The organism is Streptomyces scopuliridis (assembly GCF_042790125.1).
Taxonomy (GTDB): Bacteria; Actinomycetota; Actinomycetes; order Streptomycetales; family Streptomycetaceae; genus Streptomyces; species Streptomyces scopuliridis_A.
The window spans coordinates 68,228-94,825 of the sequence record NZ_JBHTZS010000004.1 but is presented as its reverse complement, the minus strand read 5'-3'; the positions used below and the strand labels follow the sequence as shown (position 1 = coordinate 94,825).

The window sequence follows — 26,598 nt, the reverse complement described above, 5'->3', positions numbered from 1 at the left end:
TCAGGGGGCCGCTCACCCGGTCTCGATCTCCACTTAAAAGGGGACTCCATGCTTCGGGTGCTGATGATTCTGGTGCCGTTGGCTCTCAGCATCTACGCCTTCATCGACTGCATCACGACCGATGAGAAGGAGATCCGGTACCTCCCCAAGCCCATCTGGGCGATTCTGGTGCTGCTTTTCCCGCTGGTCGGCTCCATCTCGTGGCTGATCGTGGGCCGGGAGCGGACGACGACGGCGGCGCGCCGGGGCGGCTGGGTGGCGCCCGACGACAACCCGGAGTTCCTCAACTCCCTCAAGGACGACACGAGGGACGACAAGAGGGACGAGCGGCGTGAGAAGGGCGGCGGCGCGGACGACACCCCGCCGAAGCACTGAAGGCCGTTTATTCGCACATACAGGGGCGCCCCACGCGGAGTCAATACCGCGGAGGGCGCCTCTTGATGTATCCGGTGTACGCGGGATTCATCCCGGCGCACACGAAGTTACGGGTTACACCCCCGCGTACGAGTGCTTGCCCGTGACGAAGATGTTCACGCCGTAATAGTTGAAGAGCCAGCAGCCGAGGGCGATCAGCGCCAGATAGGCGGCCTTGCGGCCCTTCCAGCCGGCGGTGGCGCGGGCGTGCAGATAAGCGGCGTACGCGACCCAGGTGATGAAGGACCAGACCTCCTTGGGGTCCCAGCCCCAGTAGCGGCCCCAGGCGTCGCCCGCCCAGATCGCGCCCGCGACGATCGTGAACGTCCAGAGCGGGAAGACCGCGGCGTTGACGCGGTACGCGAACTTGTCGAGCGTCGCCGCGGCCGGCAGCCGTTCCAGCACCGAGGTCGCGAAGGAGCCGGGCTTGAGGCCGGCGGCGAGCTTCGACTCGTACCGCTCACGGAAGAGGTAGAGAACCGTGGACAGTCCACCGACGTAGAAGACCGCGCCGCAGAAGATCGCCGTGGAGACATGGATCCACAGCCAGTACGAATGCAGCGCCGGGACCAACTGGTCGCTGTCGGTGTACAGGACGGTGATGGCGAGCCCGAGATCGAGCAGGACCGTGATGAGTAGCGGCAGTCCGATCCAGCGGACGTTCTTCCTCGCCGCGAGGAAGGCGAGATAGACACCGACGGCCACGGTGGTGATCGTGATGTTGAACTCGTACATGTTGCCCCACGGCGCCCGCTGCACGGACAGCGCGCGGGTGACCACCCCGACCGCCTCGATGCCCCAGGCGAGGACCGTGAGGGAGATGGCGATCCGGCCGTACAGATCGCCCTGCGCGTCACCGCCGGCCGCGCCGGGACCGTCGGGCAGATCGCGACTGCCGCTCGCGGAGCGGGTGATGACCTTCGGCCGCTCCAGGACGGCGGTGGAACCGCCCTCCCGCGCGGACCGTACCCGCACCGGCACCGCCGCGGACTTCGCGTCGCCGGTCAGCGCGGCGGCGGTCCTGGCGACCTTGCTGCGGCTGCCGAACAGCCACTCGGCGATGTGCGCGAAGAAGGCCAGCAGGTAGACGGCCATGGCCGAATAGATCAGCACATTGCTGGTCTGTGCCAGGCTCTCATTGGTTGCTGCGGCGGCGAGATTCACTTCTCAGCCCCTTCAACGGTCTTTTCTGCGGGATCAGGCGCGCTGGGCGCCTCTGAATGGAGGGTGCCGGCCAGTTCGGCCAGTTCCTCGGGGAGCCTGACGGACTCACTGCGGCCGAGTCCCGCCATCTCGATGACGGTGACGCCGTCGGCGCCCCGTACGGCCCGGACCCAGACCCGGCGCCGCTGGATGAAGAGCGAACCGGCCAGCCCCACGATGGCGGCGATCGCGCCGCCGAGTGCCCAGGTGTTACCGGGCTCGTGCGAGATCTGGAAGCTCGCCCACTCCTTGACCTCCTTCTCGAAGGTGATGGAGCCGGCGCCGTCGGGCAGGGTGAGCGAGTCGCCCGGCAGCAGGGTCTTCTTCAGGACATTGCCCTTGGCGTCCTTGAAGGGCTTCATCTTGTCGGTGTTCAGCTGGTAGACGTTCTGCGGCAGCCCGGAGTCGACACCCAGACTGCCGTGGTACGCGCCGACGTTGAGCACCGGGAAGTCGAGCGCGGGGAACCGGGAGAACATCTGCCCGGAGCCCTTGCCGCCGTACGTCGGCACGAAGAACGCGGCGAAGCCCAGCTGGTCCTTCTTGCCGTTCTTGTCGCGGTAGCCGTCCATGATCTTGATGGCGCCCGTGGACGAGACGTTGTTGTCGATCGGCAGCAGCGGGACCGCGCCCTGGAAGACCTCCTTGCCGCGGCCGTCCTTGACGGTGACGACGGGGGCGTACCCGTGGGCGATGAGATAGACCTTCGAGCCGTCGACGTCGAGGGGCTTGTTGACCTCGATGACCGCCTTCTTCTCCGGACCGGTCGCGTCGGTGGTGTACCGGACGTCGGCCTTGAAGGTCCGGGGGGTGCCCAGTTGCGGCCCGCTGCGCTCGTACGTTCCCGTGAACGCGTCCAGGGTGAAGCTGAACGGCGTGAGCTCGTCCGTGTTGAAGAGGGAACCGGACTTGAAGTCGTCGTACTGGGTGAGGGTGTTGGAGAAGCCGTCGCCCTCCACGATCAGCTTGCCGCCCTCGGACTTGAGGAGCTGTCCGCTCGCGAAGGCCACCAGCATCACGATCAGCGCGATGTGGAAGGCGAGGTTGCCGGCCTCGCGGAGATAGCCCTTCTCGGCGGCGACCGCGTCACCGACGGTATGGACGCGGAAGCGGCGCTTCCTGAGGATCGCGAGCGCGGCCTCGCGGGCGGCCCCGGGCTCGGCGGTGGTGCGCCACGTCGCGTACGCCGGCATCCGGTTGAGGCGCTTGGGCGCGCCCGGCGGACGGCTGCGCAGCTGGCCGGCGAACTGCCAGGTGCGCGGGACGATACAGCCGATGAGGGAGATGAACAGCAGGATGTAGATCGCGGAGAACCACACCGAGCTGTAGACGTGGAAGAGCTGGAGGCTTTCGTAGATCGGCGCGAGCGTCTCGTGCCGCTCCTTGAAGTCCTGCACCTTCAGCTCGTCGATGCCGGCCTGCGGGATCAGCGAGCCGGGGATGGAGCCGAGGGAGAGCAGGAAGAGGAGGATCAGCGCGACGCGCATGGAGGTGAGCTGGCGCCAGAACCAGCGGAGCCAGCCGACGATCCCGAGGGTGGGGCCGCCGATGGTGGTGTCCTCGCGCTCCTCGCGGGGGGCGGTGGAGAGGGCGGACCCGGCGTCGCCGAGTTCGCGGGCGTCGCGGGCGCGCTCGGCGGTGCCGTCGTCGGTGGCCGCGGCGGCTCCGGGGCCGTTGGTTCGGGTGCCTTTGGTTCCCGTGTCGTCTTCGGTCGCCGCCGCGGCTCCGGGGCCGTTGGTCGAGGTGTCGTTCATGGATGCCTTGCTCATGGAACTAGATCCCCACCGTGAAGCCGTCGGACCAGGTCTGCATGTCCTGCACGATGCTGTCCCACGCGCCGGTCAGCAGCGCAAGACCGGTCAGGATCATCATCGCGCCTCCGATGCGCATCACCCATACGTGGTGGCGCTTTATCCAGCCGAACGCCCCGAGCGCCTTGCGGAACGCCACCGCCGCGAGCACGAACGGCAGACCGAGACCGAGGCAGTACGCGACGGTCAGGACGGCCCCGCGGCCCGCGCTCGCCTGGTCGAACGCGAGGGCGTTCACCGAGGAGATGGTCGGCCCGAGGCACGGCGTCCAGCCGATCCCGAAGAGAGCACCCAGCAGGGGCGCGCCCGCCAGACCGCTCACCGGCCGCTTGTGGAAGCGGAATTCGCGCTGGGTGAGCCAGGGCATCATCCCCATGAAGAACACACCCATGAGGATCATCAGGACGCCGAGCACCTTGGAGAGGACTTCGCGATGGTCCTGGAGCGTCGACCCGAAGTAGCCGAAGAGCGCCCCGCCCGAGACGAAGACCGCGGTGAAGCCGACGACGAAGAGCGAGGCGCCGACGACCATCCGGCCCCGTCTGGCCTCCGCCAGATCCGTTCCGCTGACGCCGGTGACATACGAGAGATAGCCCGGCACGAGCGGCAGCACGCACGGCGAGAAGAAGGAGATGAGCCCGCCCAGCAGGGCGATCGGCAGCGCGAGCAGCATCGCTCCGCTGTAGACCGTCTCGTTCATGCCGGGGGTCGCGGCGAGAATCTGCACGGGATCACTGACCTGCACGGGATCACTTCTCCGCGATCAGCGGGTCGATCATCTTGCGCAGCTTCTCCTCGTCGAGCGCCATCAGCGCGCGGGCCGCGATCTTCCCGTCCCGGTCGAGCACGATCGTGGAGGGGATGGACTGCGGGTTGAGACTTCCCTTGGGGAAGCCGTTGACGATGAGCTTGCCCGCCGGGTCGTACAGACTCGGGTACGGGACGCCGTAGTCCTTCTCGAACGCGAGCGCCGGGCCCTTGTTGGCGTCCCGGGTGTTGATCCCGACGAACGCCACGCCCTTCGACTCGGTCTCCTTGGCGACCTTCGCGAAGTGCGGGGCCTCGGCGCGGCAGGGCGGGCACCACGATCCCCAGACGTTCATCACGACGATCTTGCCCTTGAGATCGGCGACGTCGAGCTGCTCGCCGTCCAGGGTCTCGCCGGAGAGCCGGCCGGCGGGCTTGCGGTCGGCCGCCGCGACGGTGGAGATGCCACCGGTGTTCGTGACGAAGTTGGTGTCACCGCCGCCGCCGGACTTGCCGCCGCCCCCGCAGGCCGAGAGCGTCAGTGCCGCCACGCCGACGACAACCGGTGGGAGGGCGCGGAATCGTCGCTCGGAGCGGCGTCGGGGAGCGCGGCCTGAGTTCATGTGAAAAGTTTCGCATGGGCGATTCAGGGATCTTGCGCACCCCCCTGGCTGCCCGTAAAGCCCGTTGTAAAGAGCCGCGCGCGAGCCGGGCGCGGCGCTCGGGGGCCCTTCTCGGCCTTCCCGGCCTTCAGGCTGCTCCGGCTTCTCAGGCTTCTCAGGCTTTGAAGAATGTGTTCCAGCCGCCTGCGGGGGCCTGGCCGACCTCCAGAGTGCGGAGCTTGTCGAGTACGGCGGGGTTCTGCGCGTCGAGCCAGTCGGTGAACTGCCGGAACGAGACGAGCCGTACGTCCTTCTTGCCCGCCATCCCCTTCAGCGCCTCCTCGACGGCGTCCATATAGATCCCTCCGTTCCACTGCTCGAAGTGGTTGCCGATGAAGAAGGGCGCGCGATTCGACTCGTACGCGCGGTTGAAACCGCCGAGATACGCGTCGGTGGCCTGCTTGCGCCACTCCGGGTAACGCGAGGCCATGCCGTTCGTCGAATTCCCCGACTGATTGGCGAGGATGTTGTAGTCCATCGAAAGGACCTCGAAGCTCCGCCCGGGGAACGGGACTTGCTGGAGCGGGAAATCCCAGATGCCGAGCTTCTTGTCCGGCCACCGCTGCGTACCGCCGGGCGAACTCGCGTCGTAACGCCAGCCCAGCTTCTTCGCCGTCAGCAGCAGATTCTCCTGGCCGAGCAGACAGGGCGTACGGGCGCCGATCAGTTCCTTGCGGTAGTCGAAGGGCAGCGGGTCGAGGTCGGTCCAGCCGCTGTTCGTACGCCACTCGGTGACGAAGGACACAGCCTGGTCGATCTCGCTGCGCCACTGCTGCGGGGTCCAGTCGCCGACGGAGCCGGAGCCGGCGCAGAAGTGCCCGTTGAAGTGCGTACCGATCTCATGACCGTCCAGCCACGCCTGGCGGACGTTCTTGAGCGTGTCCTTGATGTGGCCGTCGGTGAGATAGCCGATGTCGGAGGCGCCGACGGGGTTGTTGGGCGGGCGGTAGAGCGTCTTCTTCGACTCCGGCAGCAGATAGAGACCGGAGAGGAAGAACGTCATCGCCGCGTCGTGGTTCCTGGCGAGTTCCAGGAAGCGCGGGAAGAGTCCGTTGCCGACCTCGCCGGCCCCGTCCCAGGAGAAGATCACGAACTGCGGCGGGGTCTGGCCGGGCTCCAGGGGGACCGGGGCGGGCGGCTGACGCGGCTGCTTTCCCGTGTCGGAAGTGGAACCGTCCCCTATGAGCCGGACCTCCTTACCGAGGGGGCTGGCGCCGCCCGTCCCGCCTCCGCTCTCACCCCCGCCCTTGCCCACCTCCGTGTGGCGGACCGTGCCGCTCCCGCCCGTGGAGCAGCCCGCGATCCCGATCGCGGCGGCGGCTCCGATGCCCGCTCCGAGCAGACTCCTTCGGCTGATGTCACGCATACAGTTCCCATCCGCGCTCGCCCGTACGCCGCGAATAAAAGTCTTACAAGCGGCAACACGAGAGATGAGGTGACGAACGCGGAGGTTCCTGTACTTGTCATATCTTTACTGATCTTTGCTGATGTAGCGACAGATATGACAGAAGTGATCAACGGACTGTGAGTGTTCAGCGGGCTGGGAGCGTGCGGCGGGTCAGGAGCGTGCGGCGGGTCGGGAGTGCGCGGCGGGCTGGGGGCGTTCAGGCCCCGAAGGCCTTGGCACCGCCCTTGACCGGCCGGGCGCCGGGGAGCAGATGGGCCGGTACGAGATCACGGGCCGGCTCGGAGTAGCCGACGGAGACGATCTTGTCGCCCTGATAGGTGAAGCTGGTCAGAGACGCGAGCGTGCACTGCCGGCGGCGCGGGTCGTGCCACAGCCTGCGCCGCTCGACGAAGCTCCGCACGATCCAGATCGGCAGCTGATGGCTGACGCAGACCGCCTCGTGCCCGCGGGCCGCGTCGCGCGCGGCGTTCAGGGCGCCCATCATCCGTACGACCTGGTCGATATAGGGCTCGCCCCAGGACGGCCGGAACGGGTTGGTGAGGTACCTCCAGTTGCCGGGCTTGCGCAGCGCGCCGTCACCGACCCCGAAGGTCTTGCCCTCGAAGACGTTCGCGGCCTCGATCAGCCGGTCGTCGGTGTCGAGGGTCAGCCCATGGCTCTTGGCGATGGGGGCCGCGGTCTCCTGCGCGCGCTCCAGGGGGGAGGCGACGACGTGAGTGATGTCACGGTCCGCGAGGTGCTCGGCGACCCGGTCGGCCATCTGCCTGCCCAGCTCGGAGAGGTGGTAGCCGGGGCGTCGGCCGTAGAGGACACCGTCCGGGTTGTGCACTTCGCCGTGGCGCATGAGATGGACGACGGTGATCTCTTCGATCTCTTCGCTCGTGCTCATGCGGCGTTCTCCGGGTCGCTGGGTTCGGGGGCGGTGGCCTTGAGCCGGCCGGGCTCGGGGGCGGTCGCTTCGGCGGCGGCGCGGGCGGCGGCCGGCAGCGCGGCGGCGATCCGCTCGATCGCGCGCTCGTCGTGGGCGGTGGAGACGAACCAGGACTCGAAGGAGGACGGCGGCAGATAGACGCCATCGGCCAGCAGTGAGTGGAAGAAGGGCGTGAAGCGGAACGACTCCTGCTTCTTGGCGCCCTCGTAGTCACGGACCTCGTCGGCCGTGAAGAAGACGGAGAACATGTTGCTCGCCGTCTGTACGCGGTGGGCGACGCCCTCCTTGCCGAGCGCCTCCGTCACCAGCCCCTGGATCTGCCGCGAGACGGCGTCGATCTTCGCGTACGCCGCGTCGTCGAGCAGCCGCAGCTGCGCGAGGCCCGCGGCGGTGGCGACCGGGTTCCCGGAGAGCGTGCCCGCCTGGTAGACGGGGCCCGCCGGGGCGAGCCGCCCCATGACATCGGCGCGCCCGCCGAACGCGGCGGCCGGGAAGCCGCCGCCCATGACCTTGCCGAAGGTCATCAGGTCGGGCACGACCCCGTCGACGCCGTACCAGCCGGCCTTCGACGTACGGAACCCGGTCATCACCTCGTCCGAGATGTACAGCGCGCCATCGGCGGCGCAGAGATCCTTGAGCCCGGCGTTGAACCCGTCCCGGGGCGGTACGACGCCCATGTTGCCGGGCGACGCCTCGGTGATCACACAGGCGATCTCGCCGGGGTGCGCGGCGAACGCCCGGCGCACGGCGTCAAGATCGTTGTACGGCAGCACGATGGTGTCCCCGGCCTGCGCGCCGGTCACCCCGGGGGTGTCCGGCAGCCCGAGGGTCGCGACCCCGGACCCCGCCGCGGCGAGCAGCGCGTCGACATGCCCGTGGTAGCAGCCGGCGAACTTCACGACCTTGGCGCGCCCGGTGAAACCGCGGGCGAGCCGGATGGCGGACATGGTCGCCTCGGTCCCGGACGACACGAGCCGTACCTGCTCGACGGGCCCGACCCGGCCCACGATCTCCTCGGCGAGCGCCACCTCGCCCTCACCGGGCGTGCCGAAGGACGTACCGCGGGCGACGGCGGCCTGGACCGCTTCGACGACCTCCGGATGGGAATGTCCGAGAATCATCGGCCCCCAAGAACATACGAGGTCGACATATTCACGGCCGTCCGCATCGATGAGGTATGGACCGTTACCGGACACCATGAACCGGGGCGTACCGCCCACCGCGCGGAAGGCGCGGACGGGAGAGTTCACGCCGCCGGGCGTCACGAGGGCCGCGCGGTCGAAAAGCGTCTGCGAAACTGGGGCGTCATAGGGGAAGCTCACGGAATCCATGGTGTCAGAGGCTCGGACGTTCTTGCGGACAGGTGTTTCACCGGACGTTCGTGGGGGAGGTCACTGTCACGATGATCGGGTTGCGCGGCCATGGCTGCGAGTGGTCGGGTGGAGATATGCATCGCGGTGGCGGACTGGGCGAGGGAACCGACGACCTCGGTCCCGAGCCTGCCCGGCGTGGAAAGCATCGACGGCGCGAACGCGAGGCGCGGGAGCAACTTCCAGGAACGCCGGAAAGCAGGAGTGGTGGCCGGGTGGGGGTGACCTACAAATACTTCGGCGCGCCCGACGGAGCCACGGCCGCGCGTGTGCCCATTTCCATGCGCCCGGAGGAGCTGGGCGGCGACGAGCTCGGCATGAACGGCATGTTCACGAAGATCAAGCCCGAGACGATAGCGGCGATGGTGCTCACGGGCATTCAGGGCATGCCCCTGTACAAAGTGCCGCCGCTCGAACTGGTCGTGCTGCACCCCGATTACGCGGTGGTCAAACTCCCGATGACGGTGGTGGACCCGCTGCGCGGAATCGGCGAGGAATCCGTGGGCGCGGCGGCCTTCATCTGGTCGACGGTCCCGGACAGGGGCGGCCCGAGGGACGCGTACAACGTCTACCAACTGCTGCACGAATGGCAGGACTTCAGCCATCGGCTGCATGAGGCGGGGCATCAGCCGTACTGCCTGGTGTGGCCCTGAGCCGAGGTCGCGCTGCGCGGGGGCGGGGCCTTTGGGGCTCCGCCCTCATCTACGTACGCCGGATGAACCCGGAGTCGGAGGTACTTGGCCCCGCCTGACCCGCGTCGGCCACCACTCTCCGCCCAACGTGGGCGCGGGCCGGTGACTCCGGACCGATAACGCCAGTAACGGCCCGAAATCGCTGATGGGCAGACGACTTCTCGTCCAAGTGACATTCTTGGAGCTGCACGGCGGCGAAGGGGAGTTGGCTCATGCGGTGGACGGTTCATGGCGAGCGTCAGATTTACAGCAATCCGTGGGTCAATCTCTGGCTCGTGGATGTCCAGCAGCCGGACGGCCGACGGTGGGAGCACCATGTGGTCCGGATGCGGCATCTTGCCGTGGCCGCCGTGGTGGACGAGCAGAAGCGGGTGCTGATGATGTGGCGCCACCGTTTCATCACGGACACCTGGGGCTGGGAACTGCCGATGGGCCTGATCGAGGCCGACGAGACCCCGGAACAGGCGGCGGCCCGTGAGGTGGAAGAGGAGACCGGCTGGCGGGTGGAGGGCCTGAAGCCTCTGGTGTACGCGCAGCCGGCGAACGGCATCACCGACTCGGAACATCACGTCTTCCGGGCTCAGGCTGCTGCTTACGCTGGCCCGCCGACCGAACTGAACGAGTCGGACCGTATCGAGTGGATCCCGATATCCGAGATCCGCGGCATGATCGACCGTCGCGAGGTGGTCAGCAGCGGAAGCCTGGTCGGGCTGCTGTACCTCCTGCTGGACGATGCCACCAGCGCCGCCGGCTAACCGATCGCGTCGCGCATGCGCTGCTCGAACACGACCACTGGCGTCTCTTGCGCGTACGGGGCAAGTCGCCAGTGAAACTCGTGGACGTGGCGTGCTACGCGTGGCGAATCCAGGGACGCATTGAGGTCCAGAGCGAGCCCGGCGCTGTCGCACGCGGCCTCCAGCCGACCTTGTTGCAGTTGAACCGTAGCCAACCAGAAGGCGTGGAAGGCACGGCCACGTCGCTGCGCGCCGGTTTCCCGTCGAAGGCCCTCGGCGATCAGCGGCTCGGCACGTTCGGACTCGCCCAGTTCGGCAAGAGCGATACCTGTGTCGACGAGCAGTTTCGTCTCATCGAAGTAACGGACCCAGGAAGGCGCCTCGTCTTCCCGACCGCGAGCCTGTTCGTACGCCTCCCGGGAACGCCCGATGGATTGATGGCAGGAGGCGGCATCACGAAGCGTGGCGTGTGCGAAGGCTTCACGCATGTGGAGCATGGACATCACCAGTGGCTGCCCGCCTGCGGTGCGGGCGGCATCTTGGGCTTTGCAGGCCAGCGCCACCGCGTCCGAGGGCTGCCCGTCGTAGGTAGCCTGCAGACTCATGCAGGACAGGACGTTTGCCATAAAGAGGTAGTCGTCCTGCCCATGCGAGAGCCGGAGGGCTCGGGTGAAATGGGAGCGCGCGGTGCTGTATTGGCGTGCGTCGAAGTAGGCCCATCCGGCGAGGCGAGCGAGTTCGGCGGCGAGTGACTGAAGATCGCGGCGCAAGGGGTCCGGGACGCTGCCCATCACCTGCATCACGTACCGAAGGTGTCCCACGACCGCCGGGCGCATGGCTGCGCCGCCGTGCTCGTCGTCACGGCGCCAGTAGTCCTCAACTGATGACTTGAGGGCGAGAAGTGTCGATCTCGTCACCCTGCCGTCAGCGAGAGTCAGCAACTCGTCCAGTTCCGTGCCGGATTCGGCTTCGCGCTCCTGCTCGGAGTCAGCGGCGGTTGCGAAGCTCTGAACCGAACGCCTCCGCACAGGCTGCCCGGAGGCGGCGGACGGAGGGATCTCCCAGGGGCGGTGGGCAAGCCCGAGCAAGGCGCCGGGGATACGAAGTCCATCCGCGACCCGCTCGATGACATCGATGTGAGCGAGCCGGCGCTGCCCCGACATGATCTCCCCCACCCGGCTCGGCGTCATGCCGCACAAGGCGGCCACACGAGACGGATAGATGCCGGCTTTCACCTTCACGAGGCGGAACACACTCGCGAAGTCGCGCTGCCGGCAGGCGCGTTGCCACTCAGAGTTCCTGAGCAGTTCTGGCGGGAGCCCTTGTGGCTGGGGTCCGGGCACATGCGCTCCTCTGCCGTCCTAGGCGGTCGTCCGGCCATTGGGCAGCCGTAATGCAGATTACCCACGTTGGGTAATCACTGTGACCTGATTGCGTGATGGCTCCTCGCGGTGAGCTGGTCCTCCGACTGACCGCCCGCGAAAGAGGGCGCGAGGTACGTACGTCCCCAGACCTGGACCCGAAAACCCAAGGTTCCAGGACCTCGGAGGTAAATCCCGTGTCCCTGATGCCCCCGGCACACCGCGTCCCCGCCTTCCCTTCCCGACGTTCTGCCGTGAACCTCGCCATGCCACTCGACGACAACCGCCCCCCGACCGCAGAGGCGACAGCAGACACGGAATCGGATCGGAGGTCTCCTCTCTCCGGTCAAACGCGAGAGGCTACGGCGGACCGACCAACCACCATGAGGAGCCACCATGACTGGCGTTCTGACGACCGATCACCCTGCCTGGATCGAGGTGAGGACCGACACCCACGCACGAGCCGTGCGCACCGCCTCCGGGGTCTGGGTTCTGTCGTGGGACCAGCAGGGCCCGCACATGACCTGTGTGCAGGGCTCTGAGGACGTAAAGCCGACGTTCGTCACCACGGACCCCTCGTGCCTGCCCGATAGTGTCCCTGCCGAGCTCAGGGCTGGGCTCGACGGCCTCGGCCCCACGCAGCGTCCGGCCAACCCCTGGCTGTGGGACGCCATCACCACCGCGATCCTGCGGCAGGTCGTACGCGCCGAGCAGGCCCGCAAGCTGTACAGGGCGTGGTGCCGGACGTTCGGCGCCACCGTCCTCAGCCCCATGGGTGAGCTGTCCGTCGCCCCTACCGCCACCCAGGTTCTGGAACTGGATGACGAACGGTTCACGGATGTCGGGGCCAAGTTCCACCGCAGTGCCTTGCAGGCCGCGGCCACCCACTACGAGCGGCAGTCCATCCACTGGCAGCGTATGGACTCCCACGACCTGGTCGTCGCTCTCATGAGTGTCCCGCGCATCGGCCCATGGACCGCAGCAGCCGCGGCAGCCGACTACACCGGCGACTTCAGCGTCTACCCGCACGACGATCTGGCCGTGCGTACCTGGGCCGGGCAGATCGCGCCCGCCCACGCCTGGCCCGGCAGGAAGGACAAGGGGTTCGGCCCGATGTGGACTGGCATGGCCGGTCCCGACCGCATCGCCCTGCACACCCTGACTCTCTCCACACTCACCTGGGGTTCCCATGCCCGCTGATCCGGAGGGCCCATGCCGCATTTATCACTGATCACGGGTGCCGATCCGACCCGCACGCTCGACGCACTGTTCGTGAACGCGCCGCTGCGCGACTACGACAAACGACCGCGGACCAACGACTACACCCTGCCCGTGCTGGGCATGGCCTATATCGCTACGTACGCGCAGAAGATCGGCGGTTTCAATGTAGGCGTCCTCGACGCCGAAGCACACGGTCTCGGCATCGCAGAGACAGCGAGACTCGTCAACGTCGCACAACCCCGGTGGGCGGCGATGAACCTGCTCGCCCCCACCTACGAGATGTCCGCCCGCATCGCGGCGCGCCTCTCCCCGGACATCGCTCTCATGGTCGGCGGCCACCACGCCAAGGCGATGCCGGACCGTGTTCTGGCCGACCCGCGCATGGCCAACCTGCGGGCTCTCGTGCTGGGTGAGGGCGAACTCCGTGTCACTGCCCTCCTGGAGGACGAGCAACGCCGTCGTGAACTGCCCGGGGTGCTATGGCGTGATCCTCTGCTCGGCACGCGGGCGGCAGGCGTCCCCGTCGGCAAGACGAGTGCTCAGATGCTCGGCCCCGACATCAATGCCTTGCCGTACGTCAACCGCGCCTTCCTGCCCCAGGATCCCTACCGCGCCGCCCCCACGGAGTCGGACCGGCGCCTCGCGGTGTGCCGCGGCACCGAGCCACTGACGCAGGCTGCCCGCGCCGGGCACATGGAGGCGAACATCGTAGGCTCCAGGGGCTGCCCCTACAACTGCACCTTCTGTGGTGCGGCCGTCAGCGCCAACCCCGACGTCAACATCCGAGTTCGCGACCCCGAGGACATCATCGGCGAACTCAACGAGTTGCACGACGAGTACGGCGTCACCGCGTTCCGGTTCGTCGATGACCTGTTCCTCGGCGCCTCCCGCGTCATCAAGACGCAGATGGCGGCCTTCACGCGGCACCGGATCGGCGAGCAGTACGTGTGGGACGCCACCGGGCGCATCAACGTCCTGGACCGGCTCGACAATGCCGGGCTCGAACTGCTCGTCAATAACGGCCTCCGGGAAGTCGCCCTCGGCATCGAGTCCGGCAGCGACCGCATCCTGAGCGCGATGGACAAGCGGATCGACGCCGAGATGACCGAGCGCGTAGCCCGTCGCCTTGTCGAACGCGGCATTGGTGTGAAGGGGTACTTCATCCTCGGCTTCCCCGGCGAGACCCACGAGGACATCCAGGCAACCGTGCGCCACATCCGCAACCTCTGGAGCATCGCCGACGCCAATCCCGGCGACGTGCGGGCCAGCGTGTTCGAGTTCCGCCCCTACCCCGGCACGCCCGTGTGGAAGACACTGACCGACGTCGGCCACGACCCCGACAAGCTCCTCGCGTACGGAGACGTCGACCTGACCGAAGACGGAGCCGACGAGTCGATGCGCCAGCGCGACGAGTTCAACTTCTCCGTCGGCATCCAGTTCGGCGACGTCCCCCTGAGCGAAGTCCGCTCCACCCTGGCCGCGCTGACCCGCGAACAGCACGAGCGCAACCAAGCGACCCGAGAGGACGCGGCGTGACGTCGAAACGCGGGCAGCTCATCACCCTCGACGGCCCCAGCGGCGTCGGGAAGACGACTACCGTCCAGGCCCTGAACAGGGAATTGATCAGACGCGGCCAGGCCGTCCGTCAGACCGTGGAGCCCACCCTCGGCGACATCGGCGTCTTCGTCAGGGAGCACTTCGGCCACATCCGCGGGCGAGCCTTGGCCTGCCTGGTCGCGGCGGACCGGTACGAGCACGTCGAGCACGAGATCGAGCCCTGGCTGAGCACCGGCGACATCGTCGTCTGCGACCGGTACCTCCCCTCAACGCTCGTCATGCAACAACTCGATGGTGTGCCGCTGAAGTTCCTGCTCGACCTGAACGCGCACGTCCTGATGCCGGACCTGGCAGTCATCCTGACCGCGTCCCCCCGCCTCATCGCCGAACGGATAGCCATGCGCGGCCCCCGCAATCGCTTCCACCTCGACCCGACTGCGCCCGGCCGCGAAGTCGACTTGTACGACGAGGCCGCCCAGATCCTCATGACCGCGAACGTGAAGGTGCTGGTCGTGAACACAGGCGACGCCACCCCAAAGGAGGTTGCGGCCACAATCGCCGACGCAATCCCCCATTCGTCGGTAACGTCAGCCGCCTCAATGCCACCAATAACCCCCCAGGAAACATGAATCCGCAACGCGCACAACCCGTCATCGACACGCACGTCCTCCTCCGCGACGGAGACAAACTGCTCTTCTCCCAGCGCGGAGGGCCGTACGGCTACGGCCGCTGGCACATGCCGTCGGGCAAGCTCGACCAGGGCGAGCCCTTGAGTGTCGGAGCCGCCCGGGAACTGCTGGAGGAGACCGGCGTCGAGGTGGACCCAGCTCATCTGCGGCTGGTGCATGTCGTGCACCACAGGCAGAGCGAGGCCGTGGAACGGATCGGGTTCTTCTTCGAGGCCACCGACTGGACCGGGGAGCCCGTCAACAAGGAGCCGGCGAAGTGCCTGGGGCTCCAGTGGTTCAGCGTGCACGAACTGCCCGAGGACTTCATCGAGTACCCGAAGGAAGGACTGCTCGGCTACTTGATGGGTTCCGGCTCTCTGGCAGAGCACGGCTGGTAATGGTCCAGCGCGGCTACCCACGCCTGTTGACGTGCTTGGCGCGAAGACGGACGTGGTCAGTGTCGGGGCGGGAGCGTCGGGGCGAGTAGGTCCAGGGCCTCCTGCCAGCGGAAACGGTCCGCGGCTCCCTCCGTCTTCGGGGGATGGGGCCGGTTCGAGCCGATCAGGACGCCCATCTCGCGCAGTCGCTCCAGGCTCCGGGGATACGCGGGGTGAGAGGCCATGGCCGCGTTCACGTACGGGAGGACCGCCGTCGGGATGCCGAGTCCGTACGCCTCGCAGAGAATTCCCAGGGCGAGGGTGTCGGAGATGCCGGCGGCCCACTTGTTGATCGTGTTGAAGGTGGCCGGTGCGACCGCGATGGCGTCCGGGGGCGGTAGCGGGCGTGGGTCGCCGGGGCTGCGCCAGGCGGATCGGATCGGGTAGCCGGTCTGTGCTGCCACCGCCTCGGCGTCGATGAAGCCGAGGCCCAGCGGGGTGGCGATGACGCCCACGTCCCAGCGCCGCTCCTGCGCGGCGGTGATGAGCGTGCCGACGTCGCCCGCGATGCCGGACGCGCACACGATGACGTACAGGAACGGCTTCTTCGGCTGCACGCTCATCGGCGGCTGCTCGCTCATCGGCGGCTGCTCGCTCATCGGCGGCTGCTCGCTCATCGGCGGCTGCTCGTTCATCGGCGCGCCCTCCCCTGTGGTCATGCTCCCGACCCTAACGGCCAGCGGACATCCCGGACTCGGCACGGAAGACGGAACACGGCCCTCCGGAGTTCATCCAACCGTGCGTCGGGCGCAACTTTCCGCAGGTAGGAGGGGGTGCGCCGGTCTGCGAGTGGGCCCCTCAACTGGGCCCGGGGACCCTGCGTTTGGGCCCGGCCCCCTCCTTACGCTGCTCCCGCTCGGGGGATCGGGGACGGCGTGGGCGAGGAGAACTGATGAGGGGCGCCGACAGGTTGCGCAGATGGCATACGCAGAGCCATGGGCTGGTCGACAGAGGGCATCGCGACCGGGGGCATCGCGACAGAGGGCATCTCGACAGAGGCCATCTCGACCGGAGACAGAGCGACCGGGGGCAGAGCGGCGCCGAGTACGCCGCGATGGTCGGCGTCGTGTCCCTGGTCGTGGCGGCCATCGTCGGTCTGAGCGTGCCCGCCGACGAGGCGACCGGCCTCAAGAGCGCGGTGTGCCGAATACTTCACCCGCTCAGCGGGGCCGAGGCATGCTCCACCGGCGACTACGCGGGCGACGACGGTGACGGCGGAGGCGGCGACAACGGCGGAGGCGGCGGGCCCGGGGATCCCTTCGTCCCCAACGGCGATCCGTTCGAGCCCGCGAGATGTCTGCTGTCGCAGGACCAGACGAAGACCACCGTCGTCATCCAGATCCTCTTCATCAAAATCAGCAGCTCGGAGACGGTCAAGCTCCAGCAGTGGTCCGACGGCACCGTCACCCTGGAGCGCGTGAAGGAGACCGGCGGCGGCGTCACGGCAAGCATCTCCGCCGGCATCCCGGGCCTCAAGGACTGGGGCGGCAGCGCCAAGCTGAGCGGCACATACCTGGCGGGCAGCGGCAGCGGCGGGCAGTGGCTCTTCAACGGGAACAAGACCGGCGATCCCCAGGCAGACCTGGCGGCCAACCTGGAGGACGCGCAGCAGTTCACCGAATACCTCAAGGCGCAGGACGAGTGCAACAGCAGGCCCGCCGGCCCCCGCTCCTCCGAACTGGGCATGATCTGCGGCTACCACGCCGGCAAGAAGAAACCCGATCTCGAACCGGAGCGGGCACCCGACGTCGACATCACCAAGACCTCCACCGAGGCCTCCGGCAACGCCAGCTTCGGCGGAAAGTTCAAGAGCAACGGCAAGAGCGGCAAGGACTCCGGGAAGAGCGACGGTCCCAAGGACCTCGGCAAGATCTCCGGCGAGGTCCTCAACGGCACCATGACCGAGGACGTCGTGGTCATGCGCACCAACACCGGCGCCAACGCCGGGAAGATCACCTTCATCTACACCTTCACCGTCAAGGGCTCGGCCGGCCTGGGCGGGGTCGCCACGGGCGAGCGGATGCAGCAGGTCGCGGTCACCTACGACGCCGCCGCCTACGACCAGGAGGAGAAGGACGGCGCCGAACACCACCCGGAGAAGCTGGTCATCACCACCAGCCAGGAAGCCGGGGACGGCACCGGCATCAAGGTCGAGGCAGGCGCCAACGCCGGTCCCGTGACGATCGACGTCGGCGGCGGTGGCGGAAGCACCCAGTCACAGATCCACACCGAGTCGGCCGAACTCATCCTCGACAACGACACCGACAGCACCCTCGTCGAGGACTGGCTGCGCGGGCGCGGCGACGCCCCCGCCAGCAACCCACTGCCCTCCCCCTCCGACGCCGCCGAAGTGCCGGGCCCGGACGCGAGCCCCCTCGAACGGCTCCTCCACGACAAGGGAAAGCTCAGCAAACTCGACTACAACGCCAACACCGACTGGTGGAACGCATCGCTCGGTATCGGCTTCGGCATCTCCGCCGGACAGTTCACCCTCGGCTTCAAACTCTTCGGCATCGACATCACCCACGAAGAGAAGACGCAGACGATCACCGGCAACCCCACCTATGCCACCGGCCCCAAGAGCGGCGGCGCCCGCCCCTGGGTCGAGTGGAAGAACTGCACCCGGACCAAGCCCATCCCGACCTGATCTGACCGAAGGACCGCGTGGTCGCGCGCGACCGAGCCGCCCGCACGCGGCCACGCGGCTCAGCGGTGCCGGCCCGCTCCCTCCCCCGCCACGCCCCTGATCGCCGTCTCCACCGCCGCCACCCGCTCCGTCAGCAGGCCCAGCGCCGCCACCGCCCGGGTCATCGGGTCGGTCTCCGGGCCGCCCAGGGACTGGGTACGGGCGTAGGCCGTCTTGACGGCCGTCCAGCGGGCCGCGCGGGACGGGGTGAGGGTGGCGCGGAGTTCGGCGAGTTTGAGGAGGTTGGATTCGGCGCCGGTGGTGAGGGTCTGGGCCTCGCCCCTGTAGTGGTCCTCGATCAGCGCCGCCACTTCGGCGTCGTTCATGACCGCGTCGATACGGGCCGCGATCTTGTTCATGTTGCGGTAGGAGCCCTGGAGCAGGAAGGGCGGTTCGGTGCGGGAGGTATCGGACTGGGCCGCCGAGGCGATATAGGCCGCGTTGACCGCGAGGACCGTCGCGCGGGCCGTCAGCAGATGGCGCAGGACGGCGAGTACGCGGTCGAGTTCGGCCGGGGTGTAGGGGTGGGTCAGCCGGTCGGCGCGGGCCGTGGGGTCGGCGTCGGCCAGGCGTACGAGGAGATCGAGGTCGGCGCGGTCACGGGCGGCGAGAGGGGCCAGGACCGGGTGGGCGGTCAGGGCGTTCTCGATGAAGCTGAGCGCGAAGACGTCCTCCTTGCCGGTCAGTACGTCGCCGAGGTTCCAGACGTCGGCGCGGTTCGCGAGCATGTCGGGGATACGGAAGCGGTGGCCCGACTCGGTGTACGGGTTGCCGGCCATGCAGACCGCGAAGCGCTTGCCGCGCAGGTCGTACGTGCGCGTCTCACCGTTCCGTACGCCCTCGATCCTGCGCTGCGCGTCGCACAGCGGGATGAACTGCTGGAGCAGTTCCGGCGAGGTGTGCTGGATGTCGTCCAGATACAGCAGCGTGTTGTTGCCGCTCTCCAGGGCGAAGTTGATCTTCTCGACCTCCTGGCGGGCCGTCGCGTTCGGCGCCCGGTCCGGGTCGAGCGAGGTGACCTCGTGGCCCAGCGCCGGGCCGTTGATCGTGACCAGGACCAGGCCGAGCCGGTCGGCGACGTACTCCATCAGCGTCGTCTTGCCGTACCCCGGCGGGGAGACGAGCAGCAGCAGACCGTTGCTGTCGGTGCGCTTCGTCTCGTCCGCCGTGCCGAGCTGCTTGGCGAGGTTGTCGCCGATCAGCGGCAGATAGACCTCGTCGATCAGCCGGTTGCGTACGAAGGACGACATGACGCGCGGCCGGTGGTCGTCCAGCCGCAGCCGTGCCCGCTCGGCCGCGACCAGGGCGGCGCGGCCTCGCTGGTAGGCACGGAAGCCGGGGGCGATCCGGTCACGGAAGTCCCGTGTACGGGACAGGAGTTCATCGATACGGACGGTCAGCCGGCGCCGCTCGATCCTCGGGTGGCGTCCGAGCAGTCCGTCCACGGTCTCGGTCAGCGGCGCCGCCGAGTCGTAGCGGACGAGGTCCGGGCAGAGTTCGACGGCGGTCGCCTCCGCCAGCTCTCCCGCGTCGGTGCCCTCCCTGCCATCGGCCGTCGCGTACGCGGTCAGCCAGTTCTCCACCAGCTGGCGCCGCGCCGCCAGGTCGTCGCGGAGACCGGCCAGATCGTCGTCGTACGCCGACGTGTCCACGGCGCGGCGGAAGGTGTCGAGGAGGGTACGGGCGCCCGCGCCGGTGACAAAGCCCTCGGGGCCACCGGTCAGCTCCTCGAAGAGGTATTCCGCGCTCAGAGTGGTGTCGTCGTTCAGGGATGTCCCGGCGCTCAGGGATGTCCCGCCCGCCGTCATGAACGTCCCTATCGCTTCCGCCAGTTCACGCTGAAGCTCCGCGATCGCCGGCGCCAGTCCGAACGTCTCCCGCGCCCGCGCCATCGACACCGCGCGCCGCGTCCAGGCGTCCCGCGCCCCCTCCGTCGTGCCGTGCGCCCAGAACAGCTGCGCGGCGGCGCGGACGGCCGGCGGATAGCGCAGCAGCCCCGCCCCGGCACGCAGCCTCAGCAGCGCGCCGAGGATCAGCGTGGCGTCGTGGTCGTGGACCCCGCGCTCGTACCCCTCGTCGTACGCCGACTCCGCCGACCGCCGTACGAAAGCCGCGAGTTCGCCGTCAAAGACATCAGGCGCTCCGGGCCCCAGCTCGGCCAGCAGCCGCGCCGCCAGGTACTCCGCCCGGTAGACCTCCGGCGACTCCGACGGCAGCGTCTGCCCCCAGTACGGGCGCGTCGCCGCGAACTCCGGGTCCGTCACCGGCGCGCGGTAGTCGGTCCCGGTGAGCGCGAAACTCAGTCCCGCACCCGAACTGTCCGGTACGAGCGTGAGGTCGAGCGGCTGCGTGTTCACGGCGAAGCTGTGCCGCCCCAGCCGGATCAGCGCGCCGCCGTCCGCGTACAGGTCCGCGCGGTCGCGCAGCGCGCGCGACGCCTCCTGCCGCGCGGCCTTGAGCCGCCCCTCCAGCTCGCCGGCCCGTACCCGGTCGCCCAGTTCCCACAGCTCCGCCACCGTACGGCGGACCTTCGCGACCATCGGGTCGGAGGCGAAGTACGTACTGACCTCGTCGGCCGAGTCCAGGGCCGCCGCCCGCCGCCCGACCGTCTCCAGCACCCGCGCGGCCGACTCCCCCAGCCGCTCGGCGCGCCGGGCGCGGGCGTCATGGAGGCCCTGTTTACGGGCCGAGAACGTCTCGTAGATCTCGCCGCGCCTGGTGGCCAGCACGGCGAGGAAGTCGTCCGACTCCGCGAACCGGGATTCGAGGTTCTCCAGCCGCAGCAGCAGCGTCGCGAGCTGGTCGTCACATGTCTCGGGGGAGTCGGCGGCGGCCAGCGCGCCCGTGACCGCCTGCCCCAACAGGGCCGATTCGGCGGCGAATTCGGCCCGTCCCTCGTGGTCGCGCAGCTCTCCGCGGCGCGCGTCGAGCGTGGCGCGGGCGCTGTTGACCCCGCCCAGGACCTCGGCGATCCGCTCCAGGATGGACGTACGGACGGTCGCGTCCTCGATGTCGAGCCCCGTGACGACCTCGGTGACGGTACGCAGCCCCGCGGCCAGTTCGTCCAGCCGCGCGGTGAGCGGCGCGGCCCCGGCCGCGGTGGCGAGCGCGCCCGCCTCCTCCGTCAGCCGCGCGATCTCCTCGTGGTGGCCGGTGAAGGCGTCGTCGCGGCGCAGGAACCGGACCGCCCGCTGCGCGAACGCGGTGAGATCCTTCTCCGTCTCCGCCGCGAGCGCGTCGACGCGCGCGAGGTCCGCGTACCGCCGCTCCTTGAGGGTGAGCAGATGGCCGTGCGCGCGGCGCAGTTCGGTCAGCCGTCCGACCCACGCGGCGGCCGAGGGCGGTACCTCGCCGCGGGCCCGGCGGACCAGCGCCGCGATCCCGGCGGCGGACGCGTCGAGCGCCTCGGCGGCCTGCCGGGTCAGGGTCTGTACGGTCGCGAACTCGGCCAGGACCTGTTCCGCGGTGGCCTGTACGGCGGCCACCGGCCCGCGCAGATCGCCCGTGCCGGGATCGGCCAGCCAGTGGTAGGTGTCGGTGACGCGCACACAGGCGGCGAGCAGCGTCTCGTACCCGGCGGTGGTCGGGGCGGCCGTCTCGGTGACGGCGCGGGCCAGCGACAGACAGTCGGAAATGCCGCGGACGAGGTCGGCGTTGCCGATTCTCCCCAGCGCCCCGCCGCCACCGTCCCCATCACTGTCACCGCCGCCGTCACCGCCCCCGCCCCCGTCTCCCGTCGCGGCGGCATGGGTGTCGGAGACATACGCGGAGCGCCAGATCTGGAGCGGATGGACCCGGGCCGGCTCGGCGCGCTCGTCGGCGCGCAGCACGATCAGCGTGCCGTCCTCGAACAGCGCGTACCCGTGGCAGGAGAGCGGGGCGGCGACCTCCTCACGGATCAGGTTGTACGGGAGGAGCAGGCTGCGGCCCTCGGCGCGGGCGTGGAAGACGTACAGCACGTCCTCGCCGTTCGGGGAGCGCAGCTCACGCTCGAACTCCAGGCCCCCGGCGTCGAGATCGAAGGTCTTGTGCGCGCCCGAGGCCAGGCAGTAGCCGCCGGGGAAGACGATGCCCTGGTCCTCGGGCAGCCTCCGGCAGGCCCGCCCGATCCCGTCCAGCCGGACGACGGTCCGGGTGACGGTGTTGAAGACCAGATAGCGCGCGGCCTCCTCCTTGTACGGGCGGACGCGCAGCAGGATCAGCACGCCGGCCCGCGCGTGGGCGACCTCGGCGTCCGCGAGCGACTGGAGCGGCTCCTCGACCGGCTCGGTGTGGATGCCGTCGCCCGACTCGGTGTCGTTCTCGGTCTTGACGGTGAGCGCGCCGCCGACTGTCGAGACGAAGACCTGGCCGCCGTCGACGGAGATGTGCGGATGCCGGCCGAGGACCTGGTCCTCGCGGGTGGTGACCGTCCACTCGACGTCGTGGGAGGCGGGGACGACATGGTCGCGCTCGCCGCGCGCGTCCAGGAACGCGACGGTGCCGTCCGCCGGGTCCGTGTCCGTCGCGTTCGCCGCACCGGCCGCACCGGCCGCGCCCGCCGCCACGGTCCAGCGCAGGACGCGGATGTCGTCGGTGCTCTCGCCGGTCTGGAAGACGGCGAGCAGTCTGTCCCCGGTCCGCCGGAGCCGGAGCAGCCGGGCGTCGCGGAAATAGCGGTGGAGATCCGCGAACTCCCTGACGAAGCGCGGGTCGTCGAGGAGACCGGGCACGGCGTCGGCGGGGAGCGGGTTCAGCTCGCGGTCGTGCAGGGCGAGGACGTCGCCGACGGCGATGTCCGACGACGTCGTACCGGGCGGGCTGGTGTAGCCGAAGAGGAGCGCGCCCCCGACGGACACGACGTCCCGGGGGACGGCGGGCCGTTCGGTCCGTACGCGCCCGGTCCCGGTCAGGGCCAGCTCCATCGAGCCGAACGCCTTGATCCGGCGGGAGTTCAGCTCCTCGGCGCGCCGCGCCAGCTCGCGGGCCTGCGCACCGAGCCGGTCGCGCAGCACCTCGTACGTACCGGCGTCCACTTCGGTCTCCATGGGACTCTCTCTCGCTTTCCGTACGAGTCGTTCGCGTACGAGCCGTTCTCTCCAGCAGCGACCACGCCGCGTTGCCCGCGGGATCCGGAGCCATCGACCCCCGTACGTCGGCTCCGGATCCCGCGTGCCCTCCGAGGGTGTCCCCTCAGCCCTTGACCGCGCCGTTCACGGCCTCGGTCAAGTGGTCCAGTTGGCCGGCCCCCGCCGCCCCCGCCGCCCCCGCCGCCCCCGCCGCGCCGGGCACACCGGGCACACCGAGCGCGCCCGACTTCATCAGCTTCATCAGCAGCGCCGACACCGTCAGGTTCTGCACGTCGGCCGTCGAGACCGACCCGAGGATCTGCTTCAGGTCCTCCGGCAGGCTGGCCGTACCGTCCAGATACGGCTTCGCGAGCGCCTGCGCCGTCTCGGAGTGCTGGACGAATCCGTCGACGCTCTTGCCGAGGGAGACCGACGACACGAGCCGGTCGAAGAAGACGGAGTCACCGCCGACGATAGTGATGTCGGAGTTCTCAAGTCCCGTGGCGAGCACGGTGGCCTGCGCCTCCGCGACCTGCCGCTGTACGTCGAGACCCGCGAGCCGGATCTCCTTCTCCGCCGCCAGCCGCAGCCGGTACTCCTCGTGCGTACGGGACGCCTCGTCCAGCGCGGCCATCGCCGCCGCCTTCTCGGTCAGCCCCTCGGCCTCGGCCTTCAGCCTCTCGCCGATCATCGCCGCCTCGGCGGTGGCCTGGGCCCGGGTGCCCTCGGCCGTCGCCAGCGCCTTCAGCCGGGTCCCCTCGGCCTCCGCCCGCAGCCGGGCCTCCGTGGCCTCGGCCTCCGCGCGGCCCGCCTTCTCCAGGACGTCGGCCTCCTTGTCGCGTACCTGCACCCCGGCGAGACCGGCCGCCGCCGTCTCGGCCTGGATGCCCTCCGCGAGCCGCAGCTTGGCGCGCGAGTCGAGATCGGCGGACTTCAGCCGGGCCTCGGCGAGCGTCAGCTGCTCGGCCGCGTGGTGCTTGGCCGCGACCTCCGCCGCCTCGGCCGCCTTGATGTCCTTGACCAGCTTCTCCTGGGCCTCCGCCTCGGCGGCGATGATCACGGACTGCCGGGTGCGCTCGGCCTCCTCGACGATCCGGAGCTTCTTGATGGACTCCTCCTGCTCGGCGACGGTACGGTCCACCGCGATCCGCTCCCGGATCACGTCCGCGACCTCCCGGCGCTCCGCCTCGACCTCCTTGTCCTTGGAGATCCGGCTCAGTTCGGTCTCGCGCTCCCGTCCGATGACCTCAAGGACGCGGTCCTTCTCGATGCGCTCGTTCTCGATGGCGATGACGCGCTCGCGGTTCTTCTGCGCCACGGCGATCTCGCGCGCCTGGTTCTCCCGCTGCACGCCGAGCTGTTCCTCGGTACGGAGGAACGCGGTCTGCGCGCCGAGCCGCTCCTCCTCCTGCACCTTGGAGGTCGCCGCCTCCTCGCGGGCCCGCAGCGTCTCCACCTCGCGGCGCTGCTTGATCTCGGCCTCGGCCTGCCGCCGTTCCAGCTCCAGGATGGTTTCCCGGGCGTCGACGTTCTGCCGGGTGATCTCCTTCTGCTCGGTGCGCTGGAACTCGTTGGTGCGTACGTGCTCGACCGCCGTCAGTTCGGTGATCTTGCGGATGCCCTGGGCGTCGAGGATGTTCGCGCCGTCGAGCTGTGTCATCGGCGTCTGCTCAAGGAAGTCGATGGCCGCGTCGTCGAGGTGGTAGCCGTTGAGGTCCGTACCGATGACGCGGATGATCCGGTCCCTGAACTCCTCGCGCTTGGTGTAGAGATCGACGAAGTCCAGCTGCTTGCCCACGGTCTTCAGCGCCTCGGAGAACTTGGCGGCGAAGAACTCCTGGATGGCGGCGGGGTCGCTGGCGCGTTCCGTGCCGATCGCCTGGGCGACCTTGATGACGTCCTCGACGGTCTTGTTGACCCGTACGAAGAACGAGATGTGGATGTCGGCGCGGATGTTGTCCTGGCAGATCAGACCTTCTCTGCCGGTGCGGCGGATCTCGATGATCTTCACCGAGATGTCCATGAACTCGGCCTTGTGCAGCACCGGCAGCACGATGGCGCCGGTGAATGTGACATCGACCTTCTTGGTCTTGGAGATGATCAGCGCGCGGCCCTGTTCGACCTTCCGGAACAACCGGCTGACCAGCAGGGACAGGGCGAGGGCGATGAGCAGGACAACGGCGATGAGCACGCCGATGCCCAAGGAGATGGCATCCATGTGATGTGTCCTTGAAAGAAGGCGAAGAGGAAGAGAGAGAGGGCGAACGGAGCGCGCGACGGACCTGGTTGCCGGCGGAACGCGGGCTCAGCGGAACGCGGCTCGACGGAACTCGGCTCGACGGACGAAGCCCGACGGACGGAACTCGGCGGACGGAACTCGGCGGAGGAAGCTCGGCTCAGCGGGCGGAGCGCGGGTCGAGCGCCGGGTCGAAGGGCGCGACCCAGAAGAACTCGCCGTCGACGTCGAACGCGTACAGCAGGCCCGTGCTTCCGGCGACGAGTACGTCGTCGTCGCTCCGGCCGGTCTGCCTGACCTGGACCACCGCGGTCGAGCCGTCGGCCGCCGCGACCTCGGCCTGACCGAAGTCGGCGGAGACGGAACCGGTACGGATCGTGCAGGTCAGCCCGATGAAGTCCAGCCGGGACGGCGGCGCCTGTTCAGGTACGAGGTCACGCAGCCGGCGTACGAGCAGCCGCGTGACGCCCCAGGCGATCAGCAACGCGGCGGCCGGCACGGCCACGGACAGCAGGGTCCCGGCGGCGCCTGACACCCCGGAACGGCGCACCAGCACCGAGCCGACGAGACCGGCGAACCACGCCACGGCGATCACCAGCGACACCGTGACGGTCACCGGCACCCCGCCGAGCCCCGCCGCGTCGGTCACCGGACGCGGCTGGAAGGAGTCGTGTTCGGCGGCGCCGGCCAGTACGAGCAGCCAGAAGGCGATGACCACGAGCAGCGCGGCACCGAAGAGGACGGCGGGAAAACCCAGCGCGGCGTCAAGGAACTCACTCATCGCCCACCCCCGATTCCCCCTGCGTACGTGCGACTCCGGACCCCGGCGCCGTCGGCGTTTCCGCATCCCGGCACCGGGGTCGCTCCCCCGTTTGCGCAGTACCTATTCTGCGTGCAGTGGGCATGTACACGCATTGCCGGATCCCGGCAGTCTTAACGCGTTCTTAATGCCGGGCAGCGCCACGGGGTCACGGCGCGCACGCAGCCCCGGACGCCGGACCGCACAGCGGACCGGACAGCCGCCCCCGGCTCAGTCCTCGCCCTCCAACTCCCCCTCGGTCTCCGAGGAACACCGCCCGCAGCGCGTCCAGCACCGCCGCCGTGGTACTGGAAGTAGCCGTCGCGGCCCACTGCGATCAGCGGAAGCAGTTGTGTACAGGCCGCCTGAATTCGTATGTCACGAAGCTGTCGCCAAGTCCCGTGCAGGCGAATCCAGTCTTCGCCAGGACGCGGCCGGAGGCGGGGTTGTGGGGGTGGTGCTCAGCGGTAAGCAGGGCGAGGCCGAGCGTGGTGAACGCGAAGCTGACGAGCTGCTTGACCGCGTGATCGGTTTCGCCGGGGCGGCGGTCTGCCTCGAACACCCCACCGGGCTCGTGTGGAGCACGCGCTCAGCCTCCGTACGGCCCGCGACC

The 26,598-nt window shown here is 69.0% G+C and carries 20 protein-coding genes and 1 pseudogene; 8 read left to right on the top strand and 13 right to left on the bottom strand.

Annotation, left to right across the window (positions count from 1 at the left end; translation table 11 throughout):
• Window positions 1–48: 48 nt before the first annotated feature.
• Window positions 49–375: a PLD nuclease N-terminal domain-containing protein gene (locus ACFRKB_RS07160; protein WP_383104031.1), complete on the top strand. Its 327-nt coding sequence runs from the start codon at window positions 49–51 to the stop codon at window positions 373–375.
• A gap of 114 nt (window positions 376–489) precedes the next feature.
• Here the strand turns inward: ACFRKB_RS07160 and ccsB are convergent, their stop codons facing one another.
• From ccsB to hemL, 7 genes and pseudogenes are all read right to left on the bottom strand, one after another.
• The gene (gene ccsB / locus ACFRKB_RS07155) at window positions 490–1,578 is read right to left on the bottom strand and encodes a c-type cytochrome biogenesis protein CcsB (RefSeq protein ID WP_383104029.1); all 1,089 of its coding nucleotides are present in this window, start codon (window positions 1,576–1,578) and stop codon (window positions 490–492) included.
• Window positions 1,575–3,386 carry a cytochrome c biogenesis protein ResB gene (resB, locus tag ACFRKB_RS07150; protein WP_383104027.1) on the bottom strand — a complete coding sequence of 604 codons (1,812 nt, stop codon included), beginning with the start codon at window positions 3,384–3,386 and terminating at the stop codon, window positions 1,575–1,577. Before resB ends, ccsB begins: the two co-directional genes overlap by 4 nt.
• A gap of 4 nt (window positions 3,387–3,390) precedes the next feature.
• The gene (locus tag ACFRKB_RS07145) at window positions 3,391–4,128 is read right to left on the bottom strand and encodes a cytochrome c biogenesis CcdA family protein (RefSeq protein ID WP_383104480.1); all 738 of its coding nucleotides are present in this window, start codon (window positions 4,126–4,128) and stop codon (window positions 3,391–3,393) included.
• Window positions 4,129–4,177: 49 nt separating this feature from the next.
• Window positions 4,178–4,798 carry a TlpA family protein disulfide reductase gene (locus tag ACFRKB_RS07140; RefSeq protein WP_383104025.1) on the bottom strand — a complete coding sequence of 207 codons (621 nt, stop codon included), beginning with the start codon at window positions 4,796–4,798 and terminating at the stop codon, window positions 4,178–4,180.
• Window positions 4,799–4,952: 154 nt separating this feature from the next.
• Entirely contained in the window at window positions 4,953–6,203 is a 1,251-nt protein-coding gene (locus ACFRKB_RS07135; protein ID WP_383104023.1) for a polysaccharide deacetylase family protein, read from the bottom strand.
• 238 nt (window positions 6,204–6,441) lie between these two features.
• On the bottom strand, window positions 6,442–7,134 hold the full coding sequence (locus ACFRKB_RS07130; protein WP_365976941.1) for a histidine phosphatase family protein: 693 nt from the start codon (window positions 7,132–7,134) through the stop codon (window positions 6,442–6,444).
• Between the two features lie 59 nt (window positions 7,135–7,193).
• Window positions 7,194–8,507: pseudogene (gene hemL, locus ACFRKB_RS07125) on the bottom strand (glutamate-1-semialdehyde 2,1-aminomutase); the annotation flags it as partial.
• Between the two features lie 116 nt (window positions 8,508–8,623).
• Here hemL and ACFRKB_RS07120 point away from each other — a divergent pair.
• Both ACFRKB_RS07120 and ACFRKB_RS07115 read left to right on the top strand, forming a co-directional pair.
• Window positions 8,624–9,199, top strand: a complete 576-nt coding sequence (locus ACFRKB_RS07120; RefSeq protein WP_365976965.1) for a hypothetical protein — start codon at window positions 8,624–8,626, stop codon at window positions 9,197–9,199.
• 251 nt (window positions 9,200–9,450) lie between these two features.
• Window positions 9,451–9,993, top strand: coding sequence for an NUDIX hydrolase (locus tag ACFRKB_RS07115; protein WP_383104021.1), 543 nt, complete (start codon window positions 9,451–9,453; stop codon window positions 9,991–9,993).
• On the opposite strand, the gene ACFRKB_RS07110 is transcribed toward ACFRKB_RS07115, so the two are convergent.
• Window positions 9,990–11,315: a helix-turn-helix domain-containing protein gene (locus ACFRKB_RS07110; protein WP_383104019.1), complete on the bottom strand. Its 1,326-nt coding sequence runs from the start codon at window positions 11,313–11,315 to the stop codon at window positions 9,990–9,992. The genes ACFRKB_RS07115 and ACFRKB_RS07110 overlap by 4 nt on opposite strands.
• Window positions 11,316–11,729: 414 nt before the next feature.
• Between ACFRKB_RS07110 and ACFRKB_RS07105 the strand changes: the two genes are divergently transcribed.
• The 4 genes from ACFRKB_RS07105 (at window position 11,730) to ACFRKB_RS07090 (ending at window position 15,177) form a co-directional block, all read left to right on the top strand.
• Window positions 11,730–12,533 (top strand): DNA glycosylase family protein, encoded by an 804-nt coding sequence (locus ACFRKB_RS07105; RefSeq protein WP_383104018.1) that lies wholly within the window; start codon window positions 11,730–11,732, stop codon window positions 12,531–12,533.
• 72 nt (window positions 12,534–12,605) lie between these two features.
• The gene (locus tag ACFRKB_RS07100; RefSeq protein WP_383104016.1) at window positions 12,606–14,090 is read left to right on the top strand and encodes a B12-binding domain-containing radical SAM protein; all 1,485 of its coding nucleotides are present in this window, start codon (window positions 12,606–12,608) and stop codon (window positions 14,088–14,090) included.
• Entirely contained in the window at window positions 14,087–14,740 is a 654-nt protein-coding gene (gene tmk, locus ACFRKB_RS07095) for a dTMP kinase (RefSeq protein ID WP_383104014.1), read from the top strand. The genes ACFRKB_RS07100 and tmk overlap by 4 nt, the downstream gene beginning before the upstream one ends.
• Window positions 14,737–15,177, top strand: a complete 441-nt coding sequence (locus ACFRKB_RS07090; RefSeq protein WP_383104013.1) for an NUDIX hydrolase — start codon at window positions 14,737–14,739, stop codon at window positions 15,175–15,177. Before tmk ends, ACFRKB_RS07090 begins: the two co-directional genes overlap by 4 nt.
• A gap of 56 nt (window positions 15,178–15,233) precedes the next feature.
• Here the strand turns inward: ACFRKB_RS07090 and ACFRKB_RS07085 are convergent, their stop codons facing one another.
• Window positions 15,234–15,797, bottom strand: a complete 564-nt coding sequence (locus ACFRKB_RS07085; protein ID WP_383104478.1) for a flavoprotein — start codon at window positions 15,795–15,797, stop codon at window positions 15,234–15,236.
• Between the two features lie 311 nt (window positions 15,798–16,108).
• On the opposite strand from ACFRKB_RS07085, the gene ACFRKB_RS07080 reads away from it, so the two are divergent.
• Complete coding sequence (locus ACFRKB_RS07080) at window positions 16,109–17,863, top strand: hypothetical protein (RefSeq protein WP_383104011.1); 1,755 nt, start codon at window positions 16,109–16,111, stop codon at window positions 17,861–17,863.
• 59 nt (window positions 17,864–17,922) lie between these two features.
• Here the strand turns inward: ACFRKB_RS07080 and ACFRKB_RS07075 are convergent, their stop codons facing one another.
• The 4 genes from ACFRKB_RS07075 to ACFRKB_RS07060 form a co-directional block, all read right to left on the bottom strand.
• The gene (locus ACFRKB_RS07075; RefSeq protein WP_383104009.1) at window positions 17,923–22,929 is read right to left on the bottom strand and encodes a DNA repair ATPase; all 5,007 of its coding nucleotides are present in this window, start codon (window positions 22,927–22,929) and stop codon (window positions 17,923–17,925) included.
• A gap of 145 nt (window positions 22,930–23,074) precedes the next feature.
• Window positions 23,075–25,168, bottom strand: coding sequence for a flotillin family protein (locus ACFRKB_RS07070; RefSeq protein ID WP_383104007.1), 2,094 nt, complete (start codon window positions 25,166–25,168; stop codon window positions 23,075–23,077).
• A 178-nt stretch (window positions 25,169–25,346) separates the two neighbouring features.
• Complete coding sequence (locus tag ACFRKB_RS07065; protein ID WP_383104006.1) at window positions 25,347–25,967, bottom strand: hypothetical protein; 621 nt, start codon at window positions 25,965–25,967, stop codon at window positions 25,347–25,349.
• Between the two features lie 355 nt (window positions 25,968–26,322).
• Window positions 26,323–26,547: a GNAT family N-acetyltransferase gene (locus tag ACFRKB_RS07060; protein ID WP_383104004.1), complete on the bottom strand. Its 225-nt coding sequence runs from the start codon at window positions 26,545–26,547 to the stop codon at window positions 26,323–26,325.
• Window positions 26,548–26,598 lie beyond the last annotated feature (51 nt).

Bases quoted from the DNA above. Each gene is read 5' to 3' on its own strand.
- ACFRKB_RS07160 (WP_383104031.1), top strand. From the start codon at position 49: ATGCTTCGGGTGCTGATGATTCTGGTGCCGTTGGCTCTCAGCATCTAC.
- ACFRKB_RS07080 (WP_383104011.1), top strand. From the start codon at position 16,109: ATGAGGGGCGCCGACAGGTTGCGCAGATGGCATACGCAGAGCCATGGG.
- ACFRKB_RS07135 (WP_383104023.1), bottom strand. From the start codon at position 6,203: ATGCGTGACATCAGCCGAAGGAGTCTGCTCGGAGCGGGCATCGGAGCC.
- ACFRKB_RS07075 (WP_383104009.1), bottom strand. From the start codon at position 22,929: ATGGAGACCGAAGTGGACGCCGGTACGTACGAGGTGCTGCGCGACCGG.
- ACFRKB_RS07115 (WP_383104021.1), top strand. From the start codon at position 9,451: ATGCGGTGGACGGTTCATGGCGAGCGTCAGATTTACAGCAATCCGTGG.
- resB (WP_383104027.1), bottom strand. From the start codon at position 3,386: ATGAGCAAGGCATCCATGAACGACACCTCGACCAACGGCCCCGGAGCC.
- ACFRKB_RS07085 (WP_383104478.1), bottom strand. From the start codon at position 15,797: ATGAGCGAGCAGCCGCCGATGAGCGTGCAGCCGAAGAAGCCGTTCCTG.
- ACFRKB_RS07070 (WP_383104007.1), bottom strand. From the start codon at position 25,168: ATGGATGCCATCTCCTTGGGCATCGGCGTGCTCATCGCCGTTGTCCTG.
- ACFRKB_RS07065 (WP_383104006.1), bottom strand. From the start codon at position 25,967: ATGAGTGAGTTCCTTGACGCCGCGCTGGGTTTTCCCGCCGTCCTCTTC.
- ACFRKB_RS07105 (WP_383104018.1), top strand. From the start codon at position 11,730: ATGACTGGCGTTCTGACGACCGATCACCCTGCCTGGATCGAGGTGAGG.
- ACFRKB_RS07145 (WP_383104480.1), bottom strand. From the start codon at position 4,128: ATGAACGAGACGGTCTACAGCGGAGCGATGCTGCTCGCGCTGCCGATC.
- ACFRKB_RS07140 (WP_383104025.1), bottom strand. From the start codon at position 4,798: ATGAACTCAGGCCGCGCTCCCCGACGCCGCTCCGAGCGACGATTCCGC.
- ACFRKB_RS07120 (WP_365976965.1), top strand. From the start codon at position 8,624: ATGCATCGCGGTGGCGGACTGGGCGAGGGAACCGACGACCTCGGTCCC.
- ACFRKB_RS07130 (WP_365976941.1), bottom strand. From the start codon at position 7,134: ATGAGCACGAGCGAAGAGATCGAAGAGATCACCGTCGTCCATCTCATG.
- ACFRKB_RS07090 (WP_383104013.1), top strand. From the start codon at position 14,737: ATGAATCCGCAACGCGCACAACCCGTCATCGACACGCACGTCCTCCTC.